This window comes from Marinobacter sp. (assembly GCF_039977835.1).
In the GTDB taxonomy this organism is placed as follows: Bacteria; Pseudomonadota; Gammaproteobacteria; order Pseudomonadales; family Oleiphilaceae; genus Marinobacter.
The window spans coordinates 47,379-67,941 of the sequence record NZ_JBDWCL010000072.1 but is presented as its reverse complement, the minus strand read 5'-3'; the positions used below and the strand labels follow the sequence as shown (position 1 = coordinate 67,941).

Below are 20,563 nucleotides of genomic sequence, written 5' to 3'. Positions count from 1 at the left end.
GCCGGCTACCGGGCCAAGCCCGGACCAAACGCCGGCGTTTTGCTTTGTTATCAGCACCGAAATCCGGATAACCATTGTTTCTTTCATCGCAACCACTGACCACCGATAGCTCGATCGGGGCAGGGCGCGTCGCGCTCGCCTTTGAGTACGACGGCCGGGGATTTCACGGCTGGCAGTACCAGAAGTCCGGTGTACGCTCTGTACAGGGCGAGTTGACCCGTGCTGTTTCAAAAGTCGCGGACCACGATGTTGAACTTGTCTGTGCCGGCCGCACGGATGCGGGCGTTCACGCCAGCTATCAGATTGCCCATTTCGAAACCCCTTCGATACGCAACCCCCGCTCGTGGGTCATGGGTATCAATACCTCACTGCCCCCGGATATTGCCGTGCATTGGGCCGGCAGTGGTATTGGTGATTTTCATGCACGATTCTCGGCAACCTACCGGCGTTACCGGTACGTGATTTACAATCATCCTGTGCGGCCAGGCATCCTCAACGGCCAGGTGAGCTGGACCTTCCGCCCACTGGATACTGAGGTGATGCACAAGGCGGCCCAGTTCCTGCGGGGAGAGCACGATTTCTCTTCATTTCGTGCTGCGGGTTGCCAGTCCAGATCGCCCGTCCGGTTTCTTGAAGCAATCAGCGTAACCCGAAAGGAAGAATTCGTCGTAATTGATGTGCAGGCCAATGCGTTCCTGCACCACATGGTTCGTAACATCGCCGGAGCACTAATGGCCGTCGGAGCCGGGAAGCAGCACCCGGAATGGATTCGTGAGATACTTGAAACCAGGGACAGGACGGCAGCGGGCGTGACAGCGCCACCGCATGGATTGTACCTGGTGGATGTGGGGTATCCGGAGATATTTTCGATTCCCGCAGCGCTCTGTGGCCCGGGTTTTGTGGCTCCCTGGTTCAGCCGGGCTGAAAACCGGCCGCGAAACCCGACGCACATACATCGAAAGCAGCGATAATCGCCTTATGAGAACCCGAGTGAAAATCTGTGGGGTTACCCGGAAACAGGACGTGCTTGCCGCCGCCAGGGCGGGAGCGGATGCCATAGGCTTTGTGTTCTACGAGCCCAGCCCCAGGTACGTTTCACCGGAAACCGCTCGGGAGCTGCTCAGTGCTGTGCCTCCGTTTGTCTCGGCTACAGGTCTGTTCGTGAACCCTGAGGCGGAGTACGTAAATGATGTATTGGAGCAGGTACCTCTGGACTTGCTGCAGTTTCACGGCGATGAAACCCCGGCGTTCTGCAGCAGTTTCGGGGTACGCTGGATCAAGGCCGTAAGGGTGCGACAAAGCTCGGACATTGAAAATGCCTTCCGCGATTACCGGATGGCCAGTGGCCTGCTGGTAGACGCCTGGGACCCGGATAAATATGGTGGAACGGGGCTGGCCTTCAACTGGTCGTTGATTCCGCAAACCCGCCCTATGCCGTTGATATTGGCCGGGGGGCTGGCTTCTGATAACGTATTTCGCGCGGTTGCGGAGGTTCGGCCCTGGGCGGTTGATGTCAGTGGTGGTGTAGAGAGCAGCAAAGGCATCAAAGACGACGAAAAAATCACTGATTTTATAAACGAGGTTCACCGTGTCGATGAAACTGACTGAAGAAATGCTCAAGGCGCTTCCGGATGCACGGGGCCACTTCGGTGCCTACGGAGGCAGATTTGTTTCCGAAACCCTGTTTGATTCGCTGCTGACCCTTGAGCGGGAATACAAAAGGCTCAAGGACGACCCGGAATTCCAGGCCGAGTTCGACAGGGATCTGGCGCACTATGTGGGCCGTCCAAGCCCGTTGTATTTTGCGGAGCGACTCACTCGGGAAACCGGAGGTGCCCAGATCTGGCTCAAGCGCGAAGATCTGAATCACACTGGCGCCCACAAGGTTAACAACACCATCGGGCAGGCGTTGCTGGCGCGTTTTCTTGGCAAGAAACGGGTGATTGCCGAAACCGGAGCCGGTCAGCATGGGGTGGCGACGGCCACTGTCTGTGCCCGCCTGGGGCTGGAATGCCACATTTTCATGGGCGAGGAAGACATCAGACGTCAGTCCCCGAACGTTTATCGGATGAAGCTTCTGGGGGCCGAGGTTCATTCAGTCACCAGTGGCACCCGCACCCTCAAGGACGCCATGAACGACGCCATGCGTGATTGGGTAGCGAATGTTGACGATACCTTTTACATCATCGGTACTGTGGCCGGGCCTCACCCTTATCCGTTGCTGGTACGTGACTTCCAGTCAGTGATTGGTCGTGAGACCCGGGAGCAGTGTCTGGAGCGCACCGGAAAACTGCCGGGCGCGCTGGTTGCCTGTGTCGGCGGTGGCTCTAACGCGATTGGTATGTTCTATCCGTTCCTGACCGACGAAAGCGTTGAATTGTACGGTGTGGAAGCCGGTGGTCTTGGCATCGATACCGGCCAGCACGCGGCACCACTGAGCGCCGGCCGGCCGGGTGTTCTGCATGGTAACCGGACCTACCTGATGGAAGATGAAAACGGCCAGATCGCCGGCACACACTCAGTCAGCGCTGGCCTGGATTATCCGGGCGTGGGTCCGGAGCACAGCTGGCTCAAGGATATCGGTCGCGCACACTACGTGTCAGTAACCGACGATGAGGCACTGGATGGCTTCCGCAAGCTTACCCGCGTCGAGGGCATCATGCCGGCACTGGAAACGGCCCACGCGGTTGCCTACGCGATCAAACTTGCCGCTTCCATGGATAAGGACAAGGTGGTCGTGATTAACATTTCCGGACGTGGCGACAAGGATATGCAGACCATCGCCGAAATAGATGGTATTGAGGTTTAATACAGCAAAGGAGCTGGCATGAGTCGAATCGAAGGGGTTCTGAAAGCCCTGAAAGGGCAGGGTCGCAAGGCACTGATTCCTTATATTACCGCCGGCGATCCGCACCCGGATCTGACCGTTGACCTGATGCATACGTTGGTGGGTGCGGGCGCGGACATTATTGAACTGGGTGTCCCTTTCTCCGATCCGATGGCGGATGGCCCGGTGATCCAGCAGGCCTGTGAGCGGGCACTCAAGCATGGAACGTCCCTTCGCCAGGTACTGGCCATGGTCAAAACCTTCCGTGAGAAAGACGATGCAACGCCTGTGGTGTTGATGGGCTATCTCAACCCCATGGAAGCCATGGGTCAGGAAAAGTTTGCTGATGCGGCCGTCGATGCGGGGGTTGATGGCATACTCACCGTCGATCTGCCACCGGAAGAGGCGGACGAGGTGGCGCCACTGTTCACTGCGCGCAACCTGGATGCGATATTTCTGCTGGCGCCGACCACCACCGATGACCGGATTCGTGCAATCAGTGAGCACAGTTCCGGCTATGTGTACTATGTTTCATTCAAGGGTGTTACCGGAGCCGGCAAAATTGATGTGGATGAAGTTGCCGCGAAAGTCGCTCATATTCACGAACTGACCGCACTTCCGGTAGGTGTCGGCTTCGGTATTCGCGATGCAGCTACGGCGGCCGCTGTCGGGCGGGTATCCGATGGTGTAATTGTCGGCAGTGTGCTGGTGGATACAATAGCCCGGAATCAGGCAGATCCTGATCAGCTCAAGCGGGCGTTGTCAGATCTGCTTCACCCGATGCGCGAAGCACTGGACAGCCTGGCCTCCTGACAGACAGGTATCCGGCAGGCATCAAAGGACAGGATGAGATCATGAGTAACTGGCTGGACAAGATCATGCCGAGCAAGATCCGCTCGGAATCCAAGCAACGGACCGGAGTTCCCGAAGGCCTCTGGAAGAAATGCCCGAAATGCGGGGCGTTTCTCTACAAACCGGAGCTCGACAAGAATCTGGATGTTTGTCCGAAATGTCAGCATCACCTGCGGATAACAGCTCGCCGCCGGCTGGACGTTTTTCTGGACAAGGACGGCCGCCAGGAAATCGCGGCTGATCTTGAACCCTGGGATCGTCTGAAGTTCAAGGACAGTAAACGCTACAAGGACAGACTGACCCAGAACCAGAAGGCGACCGGGGAGAAAGACGCCCTTGTGGCCATGCGTGGCACCTGTCTGGAGACACCATTGGTTGCAGTGGCTTTCGAATTCAACTTCCTTGGCGGCTCCATGGGCCAGGTAGTGGGTGAAAAGTTTGTCCAGGCTGCCAACTTGTGCCTGGAAGAGCGGATTCCCCTGGTGTGTTTCTCTGCCAGTGGTGGTGCGCGAATGCAGGAAGCCATCCTGTCGCTGATGCAGATGTCCAAGACAGCGGCGGTACTGGAGCGCATGAAGCAGGAAGGCATACCCTATATTTCGGTAATGACGGACCCGGTGTTTGGTGGCGTTTCCGCCAGCCTGGCCATGCTGGGTGACCTCAATATTGCCGAGCCCTATGCGCTGATTGGCTTTGCCGGCCCACGCGTTATCGAGCAGACGGTCCGTGAAAAGCTGCCGGAAGGTTTCCAGCGCAGCGAGTTCCTCCTGGAGCACGGCGCCATTGACATGATTCTGCATCGTCACCAGATGCGTGAACGTATTGCGGCGCTTCTGGCCAAGTTCACCGGCCTGGAAAAGCCGGCCACGGAAGCACCGATCGAATTTGAGGTTTCGGAGCGACCGGAAAGCGATGTCCCCGCAGAATGATTCCAGTGCCCGGCAATCGAATGTGCCGGGCACTGGAGCCACCCTTGAGCAGTGGCTTGGTTATCTGGAATCCATTCACCCCGCAGAAATCGATCTTGGCCTTGACCGTGTGCTTCTGGTTTTGCGGCGACTGTTTCGCCGAAATCCGACGGCGCGGATCATTACTGTTGGTGGCACCAACGGCAAGGGCAGCGCTGTCGCGGCGCTCGAACAACTGCTGATCGCGGCCGGCCGGTCCACCGGCGCCTACACCTCGCCACATCTGCAGCATTACAATGAGCGTGTCCGGATCAATGGTAAGAATGTGACGGATGAGAGTCTCGTCCGCGCGTTCGAGCAGGTTGAGGCGGCCCGAGGTACCACGACGCTGACCTATTTCGAGTTTGGCACCCTGGCTGCGTTCGTTTTGTTTCAGGAAGCCGGCGTCGATGACTGGGTTCTCGAGGTAGGTCTCGGCGGCCGATTGGATGCGGTGAATGTGCTGGACCCCGACCTGGCCATCATTACCTCCGTGGATATTGATCATGTGTCATTTCTCGGGGACAACCGTGAGGTGATCGGCTTTGAGAAGGCGGGCATACTGCGCCCGGGCATTAATGCGATCTATGCGGATATCGACCCACCTGCCTCCGTGCTTCAGCAGGTGGCCGCCCAGAAGGTTCACCTTGAGCGCCCGGGTGAGACCTATCAGTTGGTGCCGTCAGAAGGCGGCGATGGGGGTTACGGGTTCATCCTCAGGCAGGCACGCTATGGTGATGAGGTAAGACTCCCGGATACGGGGCTTCCCGTGCATAGTCTGGCTGCGGCGGTTGTTGCCGTTCGTCAGCTTGAACCGGGCCTGGGTCTGCCAGCTATTGAGCATCTGCTTGCGGGTCTTACCCTGCCGGGGCGTTTTGAGGTCTTGAGATCATCGCCCCGGGTGATTGCCGATGTCGGCCATAATCCTCATGCAGCGGCCTGGTTGGCCAACAGGATCGGCCGCCAGCGACACTCGTCCGGGCGTGTCATCGCCATCTATGGGGCATTGACGGACAAGGATGTAGAAGGGGTTGCCGGCGCCATGATTGGGGCTGTTGATCATTGGCACCTTGGGGGGCTGACTGTTCCCAGGGGGTTGAGTTGCCAGGAACTGGCGGTTCGCTTGAAGGGTGTCCTCGGGGAGCAGTCGCCAACACTTTTCTTGTCGGTCGGGGAGGCCCTCGAGCAGGCTCTGGCGGATGCGGACGCGGACGACCTGATTATCGTGTTCGGATCGTTCTATACGGTTGCGGCGGCCCGGGAAGCTCTGAGGACATAATGCATCTTAAATATCCGTCATGCCTGGCATGAGCCTTTGAGTTCTCAACAGGTGGCGGTTACTATCGGGCTCATATTGGGTAAATTGTCGCGAGTCTTGAATTAACAGGGGATAACGTAACGTGGATGGACTGAAGCAAAGAATCATCGGGGCGCTTGTGCTGGTGTCGCTTGCCGTTATCTTTGTGCCGATGATGTTTGATGAGCCACACTCCGAACGCGAATCCACTTCCATCAAAATTCCCGAGGAACCCCCATTCCCGGAGGTTGAAGCACCGGAGCCCGAGGTGGCTGATGCGCCAGCCTACCGCCTTGAAGAGTCCGCTAATGGTGAACAACAGCCGGTTGTACCGGAGCCGTCCTTTGAAGGGGCGCCGCAGCAGGCCCCTGAGGCCGACGCACCCGAGCCAGCTCCTACGGTTGAGGAGCCTGCGGTGGCTCGCCAGGAAACCAGTGAGCCTGAACCGGAAGAACCACCGGTCAGCGAGGAAGACTCCGCTGAGTTTACCCGTTCGCTGGAAGGTGCCTGGGTGGTTCAGCTGGGCAGTTTTGGCAGTGCGGATAATGCCAGAAACCTGCGGAACAAGGTTCGTGACAAGGGTTACAACTCCCACCTCCAGCAAGTGACCCGTGGCGACGCCGAGCTGACCCGGGTTTTCAGTGGTCCCTTTGCCGAGAAAACGGAAGCCGAAAAAGCAAAGCAGGTTCTCGACAAAGCGTTCGGCCTCAATAGCCTGGTAACCTCTGGCGACAGGTAGGGCAGCCAACTGCGTTCAGGATTGCGTAATGGACGGTTTGGTCAGGTGAGGTTTCCTGATAGAATTCGCGCTTCCTTTTCTCCACCGGGTTTTTCATGGATGCGCTGATCTGGATCGACTGGGTCATCATTGCCCTGATCACTGTTTCTACTCTTATCAGTCTCAAGCGTGGCTTCATCAAGGAGGCGCTTTCACTGATAACTTGGGTGGGTGCGTTCATTATTGCCCGGACGTTCCATCCCCAGATGCAGTCTCTTCTCGAGGGCACCGTCGAGACGCCGCTGGTTCGACTGATCGCGGCGTTTGCCATCCTGTTTTTCGCCACCCTGATCGTTGGGGCCATCATCAACAACCTGATAGGTCATCTTGTCCGGGCTACGGGCCTGTCGGCGACCGATCGGGTGCTGGGTATGGGTTTTGGTCTGTTGCGGGGCCTCGTGGTGGTGATCGTTGCGATCGCCTTCACCCGTTATACCCCCCTTGCGGAAGACACCTGGTGGCGCACCTCTGTGATGATTGACCGTCTGGCCGTGGTGGAGGACTGGTCAAGAAGAACCCTGGGAGATGAATTCGCGCGCTTTCTCGGGCCCGCAGGTGGAGGCACGGACGACTCCTCAGTATCGCAACCGGAAGATAACGTGGAACCTGCTTCCGCGTCTCGCTAACATTCAGTTTTAACGCTTCGGAGATTACCGTATCCATGTGTGGCATTGTCGGCATAGTCAGTACTTCCAACGTGAATCAGTCGCTTTACGATGCGCTGACCGTATTACAGCACCGGGGCCAGGATGCAGCGGGTATTGTTACTTTTCAGGATGAGCGTTTTTACCTTCGCAAGGACAACGGATTGGTGCGGGATGTCTTCCGTACACGCCATATGCGCCGACTGGTGGGCAACGTGGGTATTGGCCATGTCCGTTACCCTACCGCCGGCAGCTCCAGCTCAGCCGAGGCGCAACCCTTCTATGTCAACAGCCCCTACGGTATTACCCTGGCCCATAACGGCAACCTGACAAACGCCGACGATCTCAGCAATGATCTCTTCCGGACTGATCTGCGCCACATCAATACCAACTCGGATTCGGAAGTACTGCTGAACGTGTTTGCCCATGAACTGCAAAAGCTGGGTAAACTCGACCCGACAAAGGAAGAGATCTTTGCCGCCGTGCGTGCCGTGCATAAACGCTGTCGCGGCGCTTACGCAGTGATCGCAATGATTACCGGTTACGGCATCGTTGGGTTTCGCGACCCCAATGGCATTCGCCCGGCCTGTTATGGCGTACGCAAGACTGAAGACGGTGAGGAGTACATGATTGCCTCTGAAAGCGTGGCCCTGAGCGCGGCCGGATTCAAACTGGTACGGGATATCGCTCCGGGCGAGGCGGTCTACATTGAAACGGATGGCACCTTGTACACCCAGCAGTGCGCCGAGGAGCCCCACCTGTTTCCCTGCGTATTCGAACATGTGTATTTCGCGCGGCCGGATTCAATCATTGATCAGGTATCGGTCTACAAGGCACGTCTCAGAATGGGCGAGACCCTGGCGGAGAAGGTCCTGCGGGAGCGCCCGGATCATGATATTGACGTTGTGATGCCGATACCGGATACCAGCCGCACCTCCGCGATGCAGATGGCGCACAGGCTCGGCGTGAAGTTCCGGGAAGGATTCATCAAGAATCGGTACATTGGCCGCACCTTCATCATGCCCGGCCAGAAAATGCGCAAGAAATCCGTGCGCCAGAAGCTGAACCCGATTGATCTCGAGTTCCGGGGCAAGAACGTTATGCTGGTGGACGATTCCATTGTACGCGGCACCACCTGTAAGGAGATTGTCCAGATGGCGCGGGATGCCGGTGCCCGCAAAGTCTATTTTGCCTCCGCGGCGCCACCGGTCCGGTATCCCAATGTTTATGGCATTGATATGCCGTCGGTCAATGAACTGATCGCTCACGATCGCAGCGTTGAGGAGATCGGCGAGTTGATCGGGGCCGACTGGTTGCTGTATCAGGACCTTGAAGACCTGATCACCTGCGTCAGCGATGTGAATCCCGACATCGAAGGCTGGGAGTGCTCGGTGTTCACCGGCAATTACATCACCGGGGATGTGGACGCCGCCTATCTCAACAAACTTGAAGCTGCCCGGAACGATGAAAATCGCTTCGAGTCCGGTTCCGGAGATTCTTGCGATAACGGTATTATTGATCTGTATAACGATGAAGACTGACCAGAGCATGGTCGAAAACAGGAGTATGTCATGACCTACCGCCGCGAAGAGCACGTCCTGATCCCTGAGTCGGATCTTGAGGGCATGTCGGTGGACACTCTCGCGGTCCGTGCCGGGCAGATCCGTACTGGCCAGCTTGAACACAGTGACGCGATTTTCCCCACGTCCAGCTTTGTTTACGGCAGCGCCGCCCAGGCTGCAGCGCGGTTCGGAGGCGAAGAGCCAGGCAATATCTATTCCCGTTTCACCAATCCGACCGTACAGGCATTTGAAGCCAGGATTGCCGCGATGGAAGGCGGTGAGCGGGCCGTGGCCACATCGTCAGGCATGGCGGCTATACTTGCTACCTGCATGGCGTTGCTGCAATCCGGTGATCACGTGATCTGCTCGCGGGGCGTGTTTGGTACCACCAACGTTTTGTTCCAGAAATATCTGGCCAAATTCGGCGTGAAGACCAGCTTTGTAGGCCTCACCGACAAGGCTCAATGGCAGTCGGCGGTGCGTCCGGAAACCCGGATGATTTTCATCGAAACACCCTCCAACCCGCTGTGCGAGGTCGCGGATATGGCGGCCCTGGCGAAACTCTCCCATGACAATGATGCGCTTTTTGTGGTGGACAACTGCTTTTGTACACCGGTTCTTCAGCGCCCGTTTGAGCATGGTGCCGATATCATTATTCATTCCGCCACCAAGTATCTGGACGGCCAGGGGCGTTGTGTTGGCGGTGTGGTGGTTGGCCCCGACAAGCTGATGGAAGAAGTCTACGGGTTTCTGCGTTCCGCCGGGCCCACCATGAGCCCGTTCAATGCGTGGGTTTTTCTCAAGGGGCTGGAAACCTTACCAATCCGTATGCGCGCCCATTGTGACAATGCGTTAGAGTTGGCCAAGTGGTTGAAAGGGCAGGGCACTGTGGACCGGGTATTCTACGCCGGCTTGCCGGACCATCCACAGCATGATCTGGCAAGCCGCCAGCAGAGCGGGTTCGGTGGGGTGCTCTCGTTTACCGTAAAGGGCGGAAGAGAGCAGGCCTGGGCGTTCATCGATGCAACCCGGATGATTTCCATCACCGCCAATCTCGGCGATGTCAAAACAACCATTACACATCCGGCCACCACTACTCATGGCCGTCTGTCTCCGGAAGACAAGGAACAGGCGGGCATTACCGAAAACCTGGTTCGGATCTCGGTAGGTATTGAAGCTGTTGGGGATATCAAAACCGACTTGCAGCGTGGGTTTGAGATTCTTGAAAATTACCGTCAGGGAACTGTCTGAGCATTCATGGCTGAGAGCGCAAAAGCAAAAAGATCAGAAGAGTTGACAGACAAACAGTTGCGATTCCGTCGCTTTCTGGCCCAGGGGGCCCGGGAAGGGGCGGTGATCGCACTGATTGCGCTGTGTATTTATCTGGGGATGGCGCTGGTGACCTTCAGCCCTGCCGACCCGGGTTGGGCCAGCATAGGTCATGAAACCAGTGTGCAGAATTATGCCGGTCGCACGGGTGCGTGGCTCGCAAGCCTCCTGCGCGATTTCTTTGGTCACGTTGCGTTCCTGTTTCCGGTGATGATCGCGGCTTACGCGCTTATGCTCATCCGTCGTCGGAATGATCCCATTGACATGCACATGCCGCTGTTCATGGTGCGGTTCGGCGGATTTTTGCTGATCCTGTTGTCAGCAACCAGCCTGTTGTCGCTGTATTCCGTGTTCGGCCTCGGGGTTACGTCCGGCGGCGTGCTGGGGGCTGCCGTTTCGGAAGCTATGGTGCGCTTCTTCAATCTGCCCGCTACGACGCTGTTGCTGATTTCCATATTCCTGTTTGCGTTGACGGTGAGTACGGGGTTGTCCTGGTTCTGGCTGATGGATCAGTTGGGCAAGCTGACCCTGCGCGCCGCCAACAGCATCAAGAGCCTGTTTTCATCGGCTGGCAAGAAACCTGCTCCGTCGAACGCGCCGAAACCGGCAGCCCCCGCTGCCCCTAAAGCACCTGCTGCGAGGAAGCCTGCAGAACCTCCTGTCGTGCAGGATAAGGTTGCGGCGTCGGCTGGCAATAAGCGTGCTGGTGGTGCGTCCTGGTGGAGGCGCCTGCTGGGCCTTGGTCCCCGCAAGGAAAAATCCAGGCCCACGGCGGTGCCGAAAGAACGGCGAGAGCCGGGGCTCGAAGGTGTGCATTCCGGGGATGACGCCGAACCCGCGCGACTCGAAAGTTTCAGCTCCCGGGATGACGGTGCCGCCATTTCAGATGTGCCGGAACCGGGCATGAAAAGTGGCAAGAAGCCACCCGCAAGTCCCGGAAAGTCTCTGAAGATTTCTCCATTCAAACGGGAAGATCAGACTGCAAGCAACGGTCGCGGTGGCAATAAGCAGGCATCGCTGCTGGAAGATATTGAGAGCCCCATTCCTCCCATTTCGCTTCTTGATCCACCAGAAGAACACAAGGAAAGGGGATACTCCGAAGAGTCTCTGCAGCATATGTCGAGGCTGCTGGAAGAAAAGCTGGCAGATTTCGGCGTTTCTGTGGAAGTGGTGGAAGTAAACCCCGGGCCGGTAATTACACGGTTCGAAATCAAGCCTGCGCCAGGGGTCAAGGTAAGCAAGATCTCCAACCTTGCCAAAGACCTGGCCCGCTCACTGGCGGTCCTGAGTGTCCGCGTGGTTGAGGTTATTCCGGGTAAGTCGGTTGTTGGTATTGAAATCCCGAACGAAGAGCGGGAAATGGTCCGCCTGAGTGAAGTGCTAAATGCCCGCGTATTCCAGGATTCCTCGTCGGCGCTGACCCTGGCGCTGGGCAACGATATCGGGGGCAACCCGATGGTGGCTAACCTAGCCAAGATGCCACACCTTCTTGTGGCCGGCACCACGGGTTCCGGTAAGTCGGTGGGTGTTAACGCCATGCTCCTGAGCATGCTGCTGAAGGCTACACCGGAAGAGGTCCGCTTTATCATGGTGGATCCGAAGATGCTGGAGCTGAGCATCTACGATGGTATCCCCCATCTGCTGGCGCCGGTGGTCACCGACATGAAAGACGCCGCCAACGCCTTGCGCTGGTGTGTGGCAGAGATGGAGCGACGGTACCGGCTGCTGGCAAGCCTCGGGGTTCGGAACCTGGCCGGATACAATCGTAAGGTAAAAGATGCCGCCGCAGCGGGGGAACCCTTGCTCGATCCCACCTGGAAGCCGGATGAATACCTGGCTAACGATGAACAGGAACGGCCCGAGCTGGAAACTCTGCCCTTTATCGTGGTGGTGATCGACGAATTCGCCGACATGATGATGATTGTGGGCAAGAAGGTGGAGGAGTTGATCGCGCGGATTGCCCAGAAGGCCCGTGCCGCCGGAATTCACCTGATTCTAGCCACCCAGCGGCCTTCAGTGGATGTGATTACCGGCCTGATCAAGGCCAATATTCCTACCCGGATGTCATTCCAGGTGTCGTCCAAGATCGATTCCCGCACAGTACTGGACCAGGGCGGGGCCGAACAGTTGCTGGGCCATGGCGATATGCTGTACCTGCCTCCCGGTTCCGGTCTGCCGGTGCGCGTCCATGGTGCCTTTGTGGATGACGACGAGGTGCATCGGGTTGTTAGCGCCTGGAAGGCCCGGGGTGAGCCGGTTTATGTAGACGATGTGCTTAACGGCGCAGAAGGCGAGAACCTGCCTGGCGTGCCCAGTCTTAGTGACGGCGGTGGTGATAGTGAAGGGGATGCCCTGTTTGACGAGGCGGTGGCATTCGTGACGGAAGGCAGGCGCGTTTCGATTTCATCCGTGCAGCGGAAATTCAAGATCGGCTATAACCGGGCAGCAAACCTGGTAGAGGCCATGGAAGCATCGGGTGTGGTCAGCGCCGCCGGGCACAATGGCGCCCGCGAGGTACTGGCACCACCGCCACCAAGAGATTAGGAGTACAGGTTAATGATGAAATCAACAAAGGCTTTTTGGGCGGCATCCATAGTGGGTTTGCTACTGGCGTTCGCCCTGCCAGCCCACGCGGAAGAAAGTGGGGAAGACGCCGCAGCCGAGTTGGCCTCCATGCTGGAAAGTTACGAGTCCTTTCAGTCGACCTTTATCCAGATTGTGGTCAACGAAAACGGCAACCGTGTACAGGAAAGCCGGGGCTCCCTCAAGGCTAAGCGTCCGGGCCTGTTTTACTGGGAGACCAGCCAGCCGCACTCCCAGTTTGTTGTCAGTGACGGCGACAAGGTAGAGGTTTACGACCCGGACCTGGAGCAGGTCACCATCCACAGCCTGGATCAGAAAGTGTCGACAACCCCCGCATTGCTGCTCAGCGGGGAAGTGGATAATCTTGACGAGACCTATAAGGTGTCAATGCGCTCTGTCGGCGAGCACAACCGGGAATTCACCCTCGAGCCGAGAAGCGAAGATTCGCTTTTTGTATCCCTGCGGTTGACCTTTTTCAAGGGCGAGCTGCAGGAAATGCGGATGCGGGATTCTTTGTCCCAGTTGAGCGTACTGAGCTTTGACGATATCCGCCTCAACGAAGAAGTGAGTGACAGTGCCTTTGTCCTTGAATATCCCGATGACGTGGATGTGATCCGGGACGGAGCCTGATGCAGGAAAGCCTGTTCGGAGAACAGCAGGGGTTCCGGCCCCTGGCTGCACGAATGCGCCCGGCAAATCTCGACGAGTATGTTGGCCAGGGCCACCTCGTTGGAGAGGGTAAACCGCTTCGGCGGGCCGTAGAGCAGGGGCAGCTTCATTCGATGATTCTCTGGGGGCCTCCCGGCGTCGGCAAGACCACGTTTGCCCGCCTGCTGGCAAACCTCAGTGATCTAAGCTTCGAGACCGTCTCCGCCGTCCTGAGCGGCGTTAAGGACATTCGCGCGATTGTTGAGCGCGCGAAGGAGCGTAAACGCAGTGAAGGCCGGGACACCCTGTTATTTGTGGATGAAGTTCACCGCTTCAACAAGAGCCAGCAGGATGCCTTTCTCCCTCACATTGAAGACGGCACCTTCATCTTCGTGGGAGCTACCACGGAAAACCCTTCTTTTGAACTGAACAGCGCACTGTTATCCCGTACCCGGGTTTATGTCCTCAAGAACCTTGCGGATGGCGATATCCTGGAATTGCTGAGGCGTGCGTTGTCATCGCCGGAAGGATTGGGCGGTCGTTTCACCGCAGAAGGGCCAGTGCTGGATCTTATCGCATCCGCTTCAGGCGGTGACGCCAGACGGGCGCTGAATATTCTCGAGGTGGCCACGGATCTTGCCGAGCCGGACGAGGCAAGCGGCGCGAGAATTACCCGCGATCATCTGGAGCAGGTTCTACAGACCAGCCTCAGACGATTCGACAAGGGCGGCGACGTTTTCTATGACCAGATATCGGCACTGCACAAATCGGTCCGGGGGTCGGACCCGGATGGCTCCCTTTACTGGTTGTGCCGTATGCTGGACGGTGGCTGTGACCCTCTTTACGTCGCCCGCAGGCTGGCAAGAATTGCCAGCGAAGACATTGGTAATGCCGACCCCCGGGCACTGCAGCTTTCCATGGACGCCTGGGAGGCCCAGGAGCGGCTGGGTTCACCGGAGGGCGAGCTGGCTCTTGCCCAGGCGGTGACGTATCTGGCGCTGGCACCGAAGAGCAATGCTGTCTACAAGGCGTTCAATCAGTGCATGGCTGATATCCGCAACGACCCTGACTACGACGTACCGGTGCACCTGCGCAATGCACCCACCAAACTGTTGAAGTCCATGGGCCATGGCGACGAGTACCGTTATGCCCACGACGAACCTGATGCCTTTGCCGCCGGGGAGTCCTACCTGCCGGAAGCCGTATGCCAGCGCCGGTACTATCAGCCGGTAAACCGGGGCCTTGAAATCAAACTCGCTGAAAAGCGCGACCGGCTGGATGAATGGAACCGTAGCAGCCCTCGCAAACGTTACCCGCAAAACTGAAATTCCCCGCCTGGCCGTGCCTGATGTAGCCACAGCCATCCTCGCAGGTATAATGCCCAGTCAACCGTCAAAACAGACACCAGTCCATTCACCTTTGAACCGGAAAACTCAGGATAACCATGCTCGATCCCAAACGTGTCCGCACCCAGACTGAAGAGATAGCCCGTCGCCTGGCCATCAAGGGCTTTGCTTTTGACAGAGCCACCTTCGATCAGCTTGAGGAACGCCGTCGCGCGATCCAGGTGAAAACGGAAACCTTGCAGAGCGAGCAGAACCGCCGGTCCAAATCCATCGGTAAGGCCAAAGCCGCCGGCGAGGACATTCAGCCGCTGCTGGATGAGGTGGAAAACCTGAAGAAGCAGAAGTCGGAGGCTGAAGAGGAATTGCGCGCGCTTCAGGAAGAGCTGAACGACTTCCTGGCTGCGATTCCGAACCTGCCGGATGAAACGGTACCGGCGGGAAAAAGCGAAGAGGACAACGTAGAGGTCCGGCGCTGGGGCACTCCGAAGAGCTTTGACTTTGAACCCAGGGATCACGTTGCCCTGGGCGAGGCGCTTGGCGGGCTGGACTTTGAAACCGCTACACGTCTGGCCCATTCCCGTTTTGCAGTGATGCGCGGCCCGGTCGCGCGGCTACACCGGGCACTGGCTCAGTTCATGCTGAACCTGCATACAGAAGAGCATGGCTATACGGAGGCCTATGTACCCTATCTGGTAAACGCAGAGACTCTGTATGGTACCGGCCAGCTTCCGAAGTTCGAGGAAGACCTGTTTCGCATGGACGGTGAGAAGCCGTTATACCTGATTCCGACGGCGGAAGTGCCAGCGACCAACCTGGTGAGCGATACCATCCTGGACGCCAAAGAGCTGCCGTTGAGAATGGTGTGCCATACGCCCTGTTTCCGAAGCGAAGCCGGCTCTTACGGCCGTGACACACGGGGCATGATCCGGCAGCACCAGTTCGACAAGGTGGAGCTGGTTCAGGTGGTACGGCCAGAAGACTCCGAAGCCGCGCTGGAGGCTCTTACCGGCCACGCCGAAAAGGTATTGCAGTTGCTGGAACTGCCTTATCGGTTAGTGGATCTGTGTGGTGGTGACATGGGGTTTGCAGCGGCCCGCACCTACGATATCGAGGTCTGGCTGCCGGGCCAGGATAAATACCGTGAAATTTCGTCCTGCTCCAACACCCGGGATTTCCAGGCACGGCGTATGCATGCACGTTGGCGTAACCCGGAAACCAACAAGCCTGAGCCGGTTCATACGCTGAACGGTTCCGGCCTTGCCGTTGGCCGTGCACTGATTGCGGTCATGGAGAACTACCAGCAGGAAGACGGCAGCATTCTGGTTCCCGAAGTTCTGAAGCCGTATATGGGAGGCGTAGAAAGAATCCAATGAGTGACAGATCCGACGATGCACCATGGAGGGGCGTCGGTGCGAAGCCCGCACCAGTTCGATACCAGAAAAATCCGGTCACCGAAAACCCCAACAGCTCCGAGGGGGAGGTTGCACTCGTCGGTGCCGGCCCCGGGGACCCGGAACTTCTGACGTTGAAGGCCTGGCGCCTGATCCAGTCAGCGGAAGTGGTGTTGTACGATCGCCTGGTATCCCCGGAAATCCTGTCGCTGATTCCGGAATCCGCAGAACGGGTCCATGTGGGCAAACAACGGTCGAACCATACCTTGCCTCAGGAACAGATCAACAACCGCCTGGTTGAGCTCGCGCGCAAGGGGCTCAAAGTTGTGCGACTGAAAGGAGGGGACCCTTTCATTTTTGGTCGTGGCGGAGAAGAGATTGAAACCCTGGCTGCCGCCGGCGTGCGGTTTCAGGTTGTGCCTGGCATTACTGCGGCGTCCGGATGTGCAGCCTATGCCGGCATTCCGCTCACCCACAGAGATCACGCCCAGTCGGTCCGGTTTGTGACGGGCCATCTCAAGAATGATACCTGCGATTTGCCATGGAAGGACTTTGTCCAGAACAACCAGACACTGGTGTTCTACATGGGGTTGGTGGGCTTACCCATTATCTGCCGACAGCTGATTGCCAATGGTATGTCGCCGGATATGCCGGTGGCGCTGGTCTCCCGCGGCACCACGCCCCATCAGCAGGTGGTTACCGGAGACCTCTCCAATATCGTTGAACGGGTCGAGGAAAATGATGTGCCTGCTCCTACCCTGGTTATTATAGGCAGGGTGGTGCCCCTCAGAAGCAGGCTGGACTGGGTGGGCGGCTGACTCTTCAGTCGCCGCTCTCGACCAGCCGCGGCGCCGGATCAGCCGCGGCGCTTCGGCAACACGTCCTTGAGCTTGTCCCGCATATCGCGCAGGGCTTTTTCAGTGGTTTCCCAGTCAATACAGGCGTCAGTCACAGACACACCGTATTTGAGATCGGCCAGGTTTTCAGGAATCGACTGGTTGCCCCAGTTAAGGTTGCTTTCCACCATCAGACCCTGAATGGACTGGTTGCCCTCCAGAATCTGGTGGGTGATGTCCTGCAGCACCAGCGGCTGGATAGCCGGGTCTTTGCTGGAATTGGCGTGGCTGCAGTCAACCATGATGGACTGGCGGAGTTTGGCTTTTTCCAGAGCCTGTTCACACAGGGCAACGCTGACTGAATCGTAGTTGGGCTTGCCACCGCCGCCACGGAGAACCACGTGGCCGTAGTTGTTGCCGCGGGTACGGATGATGGCGACTTTGCCCTGCTGGTCGATACCCAGGAAACTGTGAGGATGAGAGACCGACTTCATGGCGTTTACTGCGACATCCAGGCTGCCATCGGTGCCATTCTTGAAGCCTATGGCCATAGACAGCCCGCTGCTCATCTCACGGTGGGTCTGCGATTCGGTGGTACGGGCGCCAATGGCCGACCACGAAATGGTGTCCTGAAGATACTGCGGGGAAATCGGGTCAAGGGCCTCGGTGGCGGTGGGCAGGCCCAGCTCTGAAATATCCAGCAACAGACGGCGGCCGATGTGCAGGCCCTGTTCGATATCAAAGGTGTCGTTCAGGTGCGGATCGTTGATCAGACCCTTCCAGCCGACAGTGGTACGCGGCTTCTCGAAATATACCCGCATGACAACCAGGAGAGTGTCACTGACTTCGTCTGCCAGTTTCTTGAGCTTGACGGCATAATCCCGGGCGGCTTCAACATCATGAATAGAGCAGGGGCCCACAACCACGAACAGGCGGTGATCCTTGCCGTCCATGATGTCATAGATGGCCTGGCGGCCGTTTTCCACGGTTTCCGCAGCCTTGCCGGAAAGCGGCAATTCCTGCTTCAGCGCTTCAGGTGTAATCAATGGTTCCTGACTCGCCACATTCAGATTCTCTAGTTTGGTGCCCGACATTCTGATGTTATCCCCGTCGCATAAAACATAACCTACCGGGGTTAAGTTGCAGTAAACCCCAGCGAGTTGGTTATACTGCGTTATTTGATAGACCTTTTCAACGCTTCTGACGCGCGGAGAACGGATGCAGCAGAGCACGCAGAACAAGGGGAAAGTCCTGCCCCGGAAGCGGGTCGCAGAGAAGATGGCCGACGTGCTCTCCGGCATTCGTGTACCAGATCTTCCATACCCGGCCCGCAAGCTGTCACCGGACACGGTCAGCGACTGGGGGCCGTTATTGCTTTCCTGCTGGACAGAGCAAAGGGACGAGCCCGTCACCCAGGTGATACGTTCCGTTTCCCTGACCTGGTCGGTGCGGCAGATCAACTCTGCCTATGTCGCTGACCGCATCATGGGGGTCTTCCTAAAAACCAGTGGTCTGCACCCGGAACTCGCGCGTCGGATTGCACGCCTGCGATTCTTTTTGGCCTGGCGAATGAACCTTGTCGGTGCTGAGGCGCTTCAGGATACACTCATTCAATGGCTGGACAGCCTGCAGGATTGCCGTGGCTGGAGTGCATCTGGGGGACGCTCCGACAGAGCCCTGCTGGATCAGTTGGACGCTCTGGTTATAGCGGTCTCCGGCAGCTTTGATTCGGGCGACACCGAACCGGTCCTGGCTTTTTGCAGGCAGTGGGAGGAAGACGCCGCGAAGCGGGAGCAGCAGAACGACAGGCTGCGCCAACGCCTGCTCGAAACAGAGCAGGGCGCCGCCAGGCAACGTCGGGCGGAGCACACAGCGCGCGCACTGGTGGGGCGGGCGCTGCAGAATCGCGAATTGCCACAGGCAGTCGTGAGCTTTATTTTCGAGCATTGGTTCGGACTTCTGAAACAGATAGTCTGGGAAGACGGTACTGAGAGTGATAACTGGCGCCATGCCGGCAAACTTCTGGAATGGCTGGTCTGGATTGGCGATCCTCACCTCTCGGACAAAGACCGAAACCGACTCTATACGGTAGGTGAGCAGATTGGTGACCGTATCGTAGACGTGTGGAACCGGGTTCAGAAAACGCCGTTGGCAGACAAGGCCCTGGAGGGTGTCCAGACTGTCATGGTTGCCCGTCTGCGGGGTGAAACCCCCGATCTTGTGCCCGCTCTTCCGGCCGGTGACCGGTTTTCCTGGGATTCGGCCTGGCTGACGTTCTCCGCCCCGGCAGAATCGGATGTATCCGTCTTCAAGGGTAAGTGGTTCGTGGAAGGTGAGGGCGCGAGTGAGCAGCGCAGGTTCTTCTTCGCACTAATGCCGGATACCTGTGAAGTGCTCTGGACCAACGGCGCTGGCGTCAAGCTTGGTTTGTTGCCCTGGAGCCGGTTTGTGGCCGGTCTGGACCAAGGCACGCTGAGGCCTTTGCCACCGCTTAAACCTTTTGGCGAGGTGCTGGCAGAAACCATTTCCTCTTTGTCGGTGGTACTTGACCGTCAGAAGCTTCAGCGTGACAAGGCTGCGAAAGAAGCAAAAGCCCGTGCCGATGCATTGCGACGGGAAAAGGAAGAGGCAGAGCGCCGCCAGCAGGAAGAGGAGACCGCAAGGCGCGAGGAACTGGCCCGCAGCGAGCAGGCGGCTGAAGCCAGACGCCTGGCCGATGAAGAGGCCGAGCAGGACCGCCTGATGCGCGAAAAACTGGCGGCAGCCCGGGAACTCGTCGACGGTATTAAACTGGGCGGCTGGATCGTGGAAGAGAGTTCCGGGGCTGACCAGGATGCAGTACGCCTGAAACTGGCCGTGCGGATCAATGCCTCACGAAAACTGGTTTTCGTGGATCGGCTGGGCCTCAATCGCCGGGAGTTCCTGTTTGACGAGCTGGTGAACGACATTGTGTCAGGTCGCATTCGGGTACTGGGAGCTTCCGCGGAATTTGACGACACCCTCTCCAGGGTCGTGGGGCGCATCCGGGTTGGCAGAAATTGATCCGTCAACCGGCGTAGCCAGGTGAAGGTCAGGTGAATAAATCATGAGTGATATTGACTACAACTTTGGTGACTATGACGACTCTCCGGAACACGGGGATAATCGTTCCGAGTACCGGCTCACGGCGAGCGCAAAGGTGACCGTGGAGCTTGAGTCATCGGTTCCCGAGGAGTCCGGTGAAGGCGCGGAGCGGTCGCTGATCTCGCGAACCAGTGATCTGTCTGCAAGAGGAATCCGGCTTGTCACCTCTGAACCGTTAACGACCGGGGCATTACTGCCTGCCTGGGTGAGCCTTGAAGAGGTGTCTGAACCTTTCCGGTTGATGGTTGAGGTGGTGTGGTGCCGGCCGGCTGATGCCAATGGCTGGCTGGTGGGGCTGCAGATACTGGAGTCGGACGATACAGCCTATCTGGAGTGGGTTGAAGCGGTCGCCAGAGCAATGTCGGAAGGCTGACGCCGGCTCCCGGCAGGGGGAAAGCCC

Annotated in this window: 16 protein-coding genes and 3 pseudogenes; 18 read left to right on the top strand and 1 reads right to left on the bottom strand. The window is 57.9% G+C overall.

What is annotated here, in order from left to right:
- The first annotated feature begins 74 nt into the window (after nucleotides 1-74).
- From truA to cobA, 16 genes and pseudogenes are all read left to right on the top strand, one after another.
- Entirely contained in the window at nucleotides 75-971 is an 897-nt protein-coding gene (gene truA, locus ABJM11_RS20995) for a tRNA pseudouridine(38-40) synthase TruA (RefSeq protein WP_348295307.1), read from the top strand.
- A 7-nt stretch (nucleotides 972-978) separates the two neighbouring features.
- Complete coding sequence (locus tag ABJM11_RS20990; RefSeq protein ID WP_348295306.1) at nucleotides 979-1,608, top strand: phosphoribosylanthranilate isomerase; 630 nt, start codon at nucleotides 979-981, stop codon at nucleotides 1,606-1,608.
- Nucleotides 1,601-2,809, top strand: coding sequence for a tryptophan synthase subunit beta (gene trpB / locus ABJM11_RS20985; RefSeq protein WP_407070029.1), 1,209 nt, complete (start codon nucleotides 1,601-1,603; stop codon nucleotides 2,807-2,809). Before ABJM11_RS20990 ends, trpB begins: the two co-directional genes overlap by 8 nt.
- 18 nt (nucleotides 2,810-2,827) lie before the next feature.
- A complete protein-coding gene (gene trpA, locus ABJM11_RS20980) occupies nucleotides 2,828-3,640 on the top strand; it encodes a tryptophan synthase subunit alpha (protein WP_348295304.1) in 813 nt (270 codons plus the stop codon).
- Nucleotides 3,641-3,681: 41 nt separating this feature from the next.
- Nucleotides 3,682-4,608 (top strand): acetyl-CoA carboxylase, carboxyltransferase subunit beta, encoded by a 927-nt coding sequence (accD, locus tag ABJM11_RS20975; RefSeq protein WP_348295303.1) that lies wholly within the window; start codon nucleotides 3,682-3,684, stop codon nucleotides 4,606-4,608.
- Complete coding sequence (gene folC, locus ABJM11_RS20970) at nucleotides 4,592-5,905, top strand: bifunctional tetrahydrofolate synthase/dihydrofolate synthase (RefSeq protein ID WP_348295302.1); 1,314 nt, start codon at nucleotides 4,592-4,594, stop codon at nucleotides 5,903-5,905. The genes accD and folC overlap by 17 nt, the downstream gene beginning before the upstream one ends.
- Nucleotides 5,906-6,026: 121 nt before the next feature.
- Nucleotides 6,027-6,662, top strand: coding sequence for an SPOR domain-containing protein (locus ABJM11_RS20965; protein ID WP_348295301.1), 636 nt, complete (start codon nucleotides 6,027-6,029; stop codon nucleotides 6,660-6,662).
- 95 nt (nucleotides 6,663-6,757) lie between these two features.
- Nucleotides 6,758-7,327, top strand: a complete 570-nt coding sequence (locus tag ABJM11_RS20960; protein ID WP_348295300.1) for a CvpA family protein — start codon at nucleotides 6,758-6,760, stop codon at nucleotides 7,325-7,327.
- Nucleotides 7,328-7,362: 35 nt separating this feature from the next.
- Entirely contained in the window at nucleotides 7,363-8,886 is a 1,524-nt protein-coding gene (gene purF, locus ABJM11_RS20955) for an amidophosphoribosyltransferase (protein ID WP_348295299.1), read from the top strand.
- A gap of 30 nt (nucleotides 8,887-8,916) precedes the next feature.
- The gene (locus tag ABJM11_RS20950) at nucleotides 8,917-10,158 is read left to right on the top strand and encodes an O-succinylhomoserine sulfhydrylase (RefSeq protein ID WP_348295298.1); all 1,242 of its coding nucleotides are present in this window, start codon (nucleotides 8,917-8,919) and stop codon (nucleotides 10,156-10,158) included.
- A 6-nt stretch (nucleotides 10,159-10,164) separates the two neighbouring features.
- Nucleotides 10,165-10,695 (top strand): annotated as a pseudogene (locus tag ABJM11_RS22585) (DNA translocase FtsK 4TM domain-containing protein); the annotation flags it as partial.
- A 546-nt stretch (nucleotides 10,696-11,241) separates the two neighbouring features.
- Nucleotides 11,242-12,780, top strand: a pseudogene (locus ABJM11_RS22580) (DNA translocase FtsK); the annotation flags it as partial.
- Nucleotides 12,781-12,792: 12 nt separating this feature from the next.
- Nucleotides 12,793-13,449 carry an outer membrane lipoprotein chaperone LolA gene (gene lolA / locus ABJM11_RS20940; protein WP_348295296.1) on the top strand — a complete coding sequence of 219 codons (657 nt, stop codon included), beginning with the start codon at nucleotides 12,793-12,795 and terminating at the stop codon, nucleotides 13,447-13,449.
- On the top strand, nucleotides 13,449-14,792 hold the full coding sequence (locus ABJM11_RS20935; RefSeq protein ID WP_348295295.1) for a replication-associated recombination protein A: 1,344 nt from the start codon (nucleotides 13,449-13,451) through the stop codon (nucleotides 14,790-14,792). The genes lolA and ABJM11_RS20935 overlap by 1 nt, the downstream gene beginning before the upstream one ends.
- 119 nt (nucleotides 14,793-14,911) lie before the next feature.
- On the top strand, nucleotides 14,912-16,186 hold the full coding sequence (gene serS / locus ABJM11_RS20930; RefSeq protein WP_348295294.1) for a serine--tRNA ligase: 1,275 nt from the start codon (nucleotides 14,912-14,914) through the stop codon (nucleotides 16,184-16,186).
- A 14-nt stretch (nucleotides 16,187-16,200) separates the two neighbouring features.
- Nucleotides 16,201-17,022, top strand: a pseudogene (gene cobA / locus ABJM11_RS20925) (uroporphyrinogen-III C-methyltransferase); the annotation flags it as partial.
- A 38-nt stretch (nucleotides 17,023-17,060) separates the two neighbouring features.
- Here cobA and ABJM11_RS20920 read toward each other — a convergent pair.
- Nucleotides 17,061-18,134: a 3-deoxy-7-phosphoheptulonate synthase gene (locus ABJM11_RS20920; protein WP_348295293.1), complete on the bottom strand. Its 1,074-nt coding sequence runs from the start codon at nucleotides 18,132-18,134 to the stop codon at nucleotides 17,061-17,063.
- A gap of 124 nt (nucleotides 18,135-18,258) precedes the next feature.
- Here ABJM11_RS20920 and ABJM11_RS20915 point away from each other — a divergent pair, with 124 nt between their 5' ends.
- On the top strand, nucleotides 18,259-20,082 hold the full coding sequence (locus ABJM11_RS20915) for a DUF1631 family protein (RefSeq protein WP_348295292.1): 1,824 nt from the start codon (nucleotides 18,259-18,261) through the stop codon (nucleotides 20,080-20,082).
- A 43-nt stretch (nucleotides 20,083-20,125) separates the two neighbouring features.
- Nucleotides 20,126-20,536: a PilZ domain-containing protein gene (locus ABJM11_RS20910; RefSeq protein ID WP_348295291.1), complete on the top strand. Its 411-nt coding sequence runs from the start codon at nucleotides 20,126-20,128 to the stop codon at nucleotides 20,534-20,536.
- Nucleotides 20,537-20,563: the final 27 nt, after the last annotated feature.

Coding starts and splice junctions, on each gene's coding strand:
- ABJM11_RS20990 (WP_348295306.1), top strand. CDS start 979: ATGAGAACCCGAGTGAAAATCTGTGGGGTTACCCGGAAACAGGACGTG.
- trpA (WP_348295304.1), top strand. CDS start 2,828: ATGAGTCGAATCGAAGGGGTTCTGAAAGCCCTGAAAGGGCAGGGTCGC.
- accD (WP_348295303.1), top strand. CDS start 3,682: ATGAGTAACTGGCTGGACAAGATCATGCCGAGCAAGATCCGCTCGGAA.
- folC (WP_348295302.1), top strand. CDS start 4,592: ATGTCCCCGCAGAATGATTCCAGTGCCCGGCAATCGAATGTGCCGGGC.
- ABJM11_RS20960 (WP_348295300.1), top strand. CDS start 6,758: ATGGATGCGCTGATCTGGATCGACTGGGTCATCATTGCCCTGATCACT.
- purF (WP_348295299.1), top strand. CDS start 7,363: ATGTGTGGCATTGTCGGCATAGTCAGTACTTCCAACGTGAATCAGTCG.
- ABJM11_RS20950 (WP_348295298.1), top strand. CDS start 8,917: ATGACCTACCGCCGCGAAGAGCACGTCCTGATCCCTGAGTCGGATCTT.
- lolA (WP_348295296.1), top strand. CDS start 12,793: ATGATGAAATCAACAAAGGCTTTTTGGGCGGCATCCATAGTGGGTTTG.
- ABJM11_RS20935 (WP_348295295.1), top strand. CDS start 13,449: ATGCAGGAAAGCCTGTTCGGAGAACAGCAGGGGTTCCGGCCCCTGGCT.
- serS (WP_348295294.1), top strand. CDS start 14,912: ATGCTCGATCCCAAACGTGTCCGCACCCAGACTGAAGAGATAGCCCGT.
- ABJM11_RS20920 (WP_348295293.1), bottom strand. CDS start 18,134: ATGTCGGGCACCAAACTAGAGAATCTGAATGTGGCGAGTCAGGAACCA.
- ABJM11_RS20915 (WP_348295292.1), top strand. CDS start 18,259: ATGCAGCAGAGCACGCAGAACAAGGGGAAAGTCCTGCCCCGGAAGCGG.
- ABJM11_RS20910 (WP_348295291.1), top strand. CDS start 20,126: ATGAGTGATATTGACTACAACTTTGGTGACTATGACGACTCTCCGGAA.